4 protein-coding genes, 3 tRNA genes and 1 pseudogene are annotated in these 4,447 nt (G+C 73.4%); 4 read left to right on the top strand and 4 right to left on the bottom strand.

All coding sequences use genetic code 11. The annotated features are described in order from the left end of the window. Positions 1-15 precede the first annotated feature (15 nt). From GA0115240_RS34400 to GA0115240_RS34390, 3 genes are all read right to left on the bottom strand, one after another. Positions 16-87 (bottom strand) — tRNA-Val (locus GA0115240_RS34400). A gap of 1 nt (position 88) precedes the next feature. Continuing rightward, positions 89-162, bottom strand: a tRNA-Cys gene (locus tag GA0115240_RS34395). 35 nt (positions 163-197) lie between these two features. Further along, positions 198-270: transfer RNA gene (locus GA0115240_RS34390), tRNA-Gly, on the bottom strand. Between the two features lie 303 nt (positions 271-573). On the opposite strand from GA0115240_RS34390, the gene GA0115240_RS34385 reads away from it, so the two are divergent. From GA0115240_RS34385 to GA0115240_RS34375, 3 genes are read left to right on the top strand one after another with little or no spacing between them, the layout of a single operon-like run. After that, entirely contained in the window at positions 574-1,689 is a 1,116-nt protein-coding gene (locus GA0115240_RS34385) for a chorismate-binding protein (RefSeq protein WP_093742943.1), read from the top strand. Beyond that, complete coding sequence (locus GA0115240_RS34380; protein WP_093742941.1) at positions 1,686-2,507, top strand: aminotransferase class IV; 822 nt, start codon at positions 1,686-1,688, stop codon at positions 2,505-2,507. The genes GA0115240_RS34385 and GA0115240_RS34380 overlap by 4 nt, the downstream gene beginning before the upstream one ends. Before the next feature lie 46 nt (positions 2,508-2,553). Beyond that, positions 2,554-3,390 carry a GNAT family N-acetyltransferase gene (locus tag GA0115240_RS34375; protein WP_093742945.1) on the top strand — a complete coding sequence of 279 codons (837 nt, stop codon included), beginning with the start codon at positions 2,554-2,556 and terminating at the stop codon, positions 3,388-3,390. A gap of 48 nt (positions 3,391-3,438) precedes the next feature. Here GA0115240_RS34375 and GA0115240_RS34370 read toward each other — a convergent pair whose 3' ends face one another. Next, positions 3,439-3,963, bottom strand: coding sequence for a DsbA family protein (locus tag GA0115240_RS34370; protein ID WP_093742939.1), 525 nt, complete (start codon positions 3,961-3,963; stop codon positions 3,439-3,441). A 196-nt stretch (positions 3,964-4,159) separates the two neighbouring features. Here GA0115240_RS34370 and GA0115240_RS34365 point away from each other — a divergent pair. Then, positions 4,160-4,447 (top strand): annotated as a pseudogene (locus tag GA0115240_RS34365) (hypothetical protein); the annotation flags it as partial.

The raw sequence follows: 4,447 nt of genomic DNA, 5'->3' as shown, positions 1-4,447 counted from the left end.
CCGGTCGGGGTCCAGTGGACGATACTGGGATTGAACCAGTGACCTCTTCCGTGTCAGGGAAGCGCTCTCCCGCTGAGCTAATCGTCCTTGGAGGTGGAGACGGGATTTGAACCCGTGTAGACGGCTTTGCAGGCCGTTGCCTCGCCTCTCGGCCACTCCACCAACACAGCGGGAGTTCGGGAAGATCCCCCACATCGAGCGGACGACGAGATTCGAACTCGCGACCCTCACCTTGGCAAGGTGATGCTCTACCAACTGAGCCACGTCCGCAGGTACTGCCACCCGGAAGACGATCCGGGCTCCGACTCCGCCGAGATGTTCGCACGCCTCGGTGACGAGTGGAACTCTAGCGGATTCCCGGGCCAGCTCAAAAATCGGTTTCCGCAGCGTGCCGGGCCAATGACAAGCAGTTGACGTCCGGGGCGCCCGGTGGGCACCCGCCTACACTCGGGTGCTGCCCGCTCGACGCGCCCGCCGGTCCACCCTTCCCTCCCACGTCAACCCCCCTGCGGCCCGGCCCGGCTTCCGCTCCAGCCATCCTCCAGCCGTCCTCCAGCCCACCGGGAAAGAACCGTGCACGACCTCGCCCCCATGGCCCGCTTCGGCCGCCTCGTCGCCTCCGACCTGCGGGATGTCACCGCGGACCTCGGCGCGCTCGACTCCGCCGGCTTCTGGGCGGTCGCCGCCGACTTCGAGGGCCGAACCGTCTGCGCCCGCTTCGGCGATGTCCGGCAGGCCCCCGTCCCGGAACCCGGCGGCTGGCGCGGCCCGTCCCGGCAGGCGTGGACCTCCTTGATGGACCGGGCGGCCTACCAGGCGGGGGTGCGGACCGTCCGGGACCGCATCGCCACCGGCGAGGTCTACCAGGTCAACCTCTGCCGGGTGCTCGGCGCGCCCCTCGGCCCGGAGGACGGGGCACCGCACGACATCGACGCCCTGGGGGCCGCCCTGGCCCGCGGCAACCCGGCACCGTATGCGGGAACGATTCGGCTGCCCGCCCATGGCGTGGAGATCGCCACCGCCTCGCCCGAACTCTTCCTGCGCCGCGACGGTGCCGCGGTCGAGTCCGGCCCCATCAAGGGCACGGCCCGCACCGCCGCGGACTTCCTGGCCAAGGACCGGGCCGAGAACGTGATGATCGTCGACCTGGTGCGCAACGACCTCGGCCGGGTGTGCGCCGCGGGCACGGTGACCGTGCCGGCGCTGTGCGCGGTCGAACCGCACCCCGGCCTGGTCCACCTGGTCTCCACCGTGCGCGGCGAGCTGCGGCCGGGCGCCGGCTGGCCCGAGTTGTTCGCCGCCGCCTTCCCGCCCGGCTCGGTCACCGGCGCGCCGAAATCCAGCGCGCTGCGGATCATCGGCGAGCTGGAGACCGCGCCCCGCGGCCCGTACTGCGGCGCGATCGGCTGGGTCGACGCCGACCGCCGTACGGCCGGACTCGCCGTCGGTATCCGCACGTTCTGGATCGACCGGACCGACCCCGGCGGCCCGGTGCTGCGCTTCGGCACCGGCGCCGGCATCACCTGGGGATCCGACCCGGCCGGCGAGTGGGCGGAGACAGAACTCAAGGCCGCGCGGCTGCTGGCGGTAGCGTCGGGGGAGTACGACGCGAGCCTCGGGGCGAGCGGAGAAGGAACCGGCGGCCGTACGGCGGCCGGGGACCGGGCGATCGGAAGGATGCTGTCGTGAGGATCTGGGTGGACGGCGGGCTGCGGGACTCCGCGGACGCCACCGTGTCGGTGCTGGACCACGGTCTGACGGTCGGGGACGGCGTCTTCGAGACCCTCAAGGCGGTCGACGGCAAGGCTTTTGCGACCACCCGGCACCTGAAGCGGCTGGCGCGCTCCGCCCGCGGCCTCGGCCTGCCCGAGCCCGACCTCGACGAGGTGGCCCGCGCCTGCGAGGCGGTGCTGGCGGCCAACCCGATGCCCTTCGGCCGGCTCCGCATCACGTACACCGGCGGCCCCTCCCCGCTCGGCTCCGACCGGGGCGACGCCGGCGCCACCCTGGTGGTCGCGCTCGGCGAGGCCGCGGCCCGCCCCGACACCACCGCGGTCGTCACCGTGCCCTGGGCGCGCAACGAGAAGGGCGCGCTGACCGGCCTGAAGACCACCTCGTACGGCGAGAACGTCGTCGCGCTGGCCCGCGCCCACCAGCACGACGCCTCCGAAGCGCTGTTCGGCAACACGCTCGGCCGGTTGTGCGAAGGCACCGGATCCAATGTGTTCGTCGTCGTCGGCGGCCGGCTGCTCACCCCGCCGCTGAGCTCCGGCTGCCTGGCCGGCATCACCCGCGAACTGGTCGCCGACTGGAGCGGCGCGCAGGAGGCGGACCTCCCCCTGGAGGTGCTCGCCGAGGCGGAGGAGATCTTCCTGACCTCGACGCTGCGCGATGTGCAGGCCGTGCGCCGGGTGGACGACCGGGAACTGCCCGGCGCCCCGGGCCCGGTCACCGCCAAGGCCATGCGGATCTTCACCGAGCGGGCCGCCGCCGAGCTCAACCCGTGAGCGCCCCGCAGGGACAGCCGGCCTCGACCACCCCGGGAGAGTGAACGTGACCACGACTCTGCGGCCTTCGGGCCCCGAGCGGCGCCAGGCGGACGGCGGTTGGGCGCGCAGTTACGCCGTGTGCGTCAACAGCCGGATGGTCGGCGGCATCGAGCTGGCCGTCGACCCCCGCTACGGTCCGGCGGTGGGCCGGATAGCGGCGCTCGCGATCGCGGCGGACGACCGCCGCCGCGGGCGCGGCACCGTCGCCATGCTCGCCGCCGAGGAAGTGCTGCGCTACCGGGGCTGCACCCGGGTGGAGATCTCGGTGCCGGCCGACGCCGCCCACGGCCTGCGGATCGCGGCCGCGCTGGGCTACGCCGAACTCAACCGCACCATGGGCAAGGCGCTCGAAGGGGCGGCCGGCGCGGGCGGCCGTCACCCGCTGCCGGCCGGCAGCACCCCGCGCCCGCTCTCCGACGCCGAGTACGGGACCTGGCACGACGCCGAACGCGCGTCCTACATAGCGGAGTTGGTGGCCCGCGGGGTGCCCCGCGAACAGGCCGTGGGCCACGAGGCAGCCGCCTTCGCCGCGGCGATGCCCGACGGCCCGGCCACCGAGGGGACGGCGCTGCTCTGCCTGGACCACCGCGGTACCACCGTCGGGCATCTGTGGCTGCGCGTCACCGAGCCCGCGTATGTGTTCTCCGTCGCGGTGGACGCCGCCCATCGCGGCCGGGGCCACGGCCGCACCCTGATGCTGGCCGCCGAGAACGCGGCCGGGGACGCCGGCGCGGCCACCATCGGGCTGAGCGTCTTCGCGGGCAACACCCCGGCGCTGGGCCTTTACCACTCGCTCGGCTATCGCACCCTCGTGACCCACTTCGCCAAGCCGCTGGGCTGAACACCCGGATTCGGGAGGGGAGTTGTCGTCAACGGGGCCGGCGCCGCCTCAGTCCCGGGCGGCCAGCAGCCGGTCGGCGATCTCGGCGATCCGCTCGCGCAATCCGCTCTGGTCCTTGGAACCGTCGAGCAACTCCCCGCCGATCACATACGTCGGCGTACCGGTGACCCCGATCGCCCTGCCCTCGGCCTCGTCGGAGTCCACCATCAGCATGTGCCGGCCGTCGATCAGCGCGGTGTCCATCTCCTCGGCGTCCAGGCCCAGTTCACCGGCCACCTCCACCAGCAGCCGCTCGCCGCGCCGGTCCAGCTCCTCGACCCGGTCCAGCACCGCCGCCGCGTACGCCAGTCCGCGCCCCTGCGCGTAGGCCTCCTCGAAGGCCTGCCCCGCCGCCAGCGCGTACCGGTGCTTCTCCAGCGGGAAGTGGCGCAGCTGTACGTCGAGGGCGTTGCCGTAGCGGGCGCGCAGCACCTGCACATCGGCCAGCGCGGTACGGCAGTCCGGGCACTGCAGCTCGCACCAGACGTCGAGGACGACGGGGGAGGGGGAGACAGGGGAGACGGCGTCGGTCATACGGCCAGTCTCCCACTCACGGAGGAGGCGCCCGGGACTCCAGGGGACTGCGGGGAGGAGGCAACCCCCAGATCACCCTGAACCCGGCCGTTGGCCATGGCTCCGGGGGCGGCGGCGAGGCAGGATGGAACGAGGAGTTTCCGCGGGGCCCTTGGCCGGACCTCACGGGCCGGACGGAGTGCCCAGGAGCCGCAGGATGCTGACCACGACCGTATGCGTCGCCCTGTCCGCGGCGGGCCTGGCCCTCGCGCTGCTCACCGGCTACCGCCGCCGCTATCTGCGCGCCACCCGGATCGCCGCGCTCGCCCTGTTGCCGGTCGGCCTGTCCATGGCCGGTCTGGTCACCCTCGGCCGCAAGATCGCCACCGCGGTCGGCGACTGGGCCGTCGACCTGGTCTTCAAGCCGACGGTCTGGACCGGTTTCGCGGTGATCGCCTGCTCCGCGGCGCTCTACGGGATCACCCGGCTGTTCTCCGGCCGGGGT

Source organism: Streptomyces sp. DvalAA-14, from assembly GCF_900091855.1.
Lineage (GTDB): Bacteria > Actinomycetota > Actinomycetes > Streptomycetales > Streptomycetaceae > Actinacidiphila.
Note: the sequence above shows the minus strand (reverse complement) of the source record. Positions and strands in the feature narration are given on the sequence as shown.

What these genes read in the sequence shown, in the direction of transcription:
- GA0115240_RS34370 (WP_093742939.1), bottom strand. Translation starts at nt 3,963, where the DNA reads ATGACCGACGCCGTCTCCCCTGTCTCCCCCTCCCCCGTCGTCCTCGAC.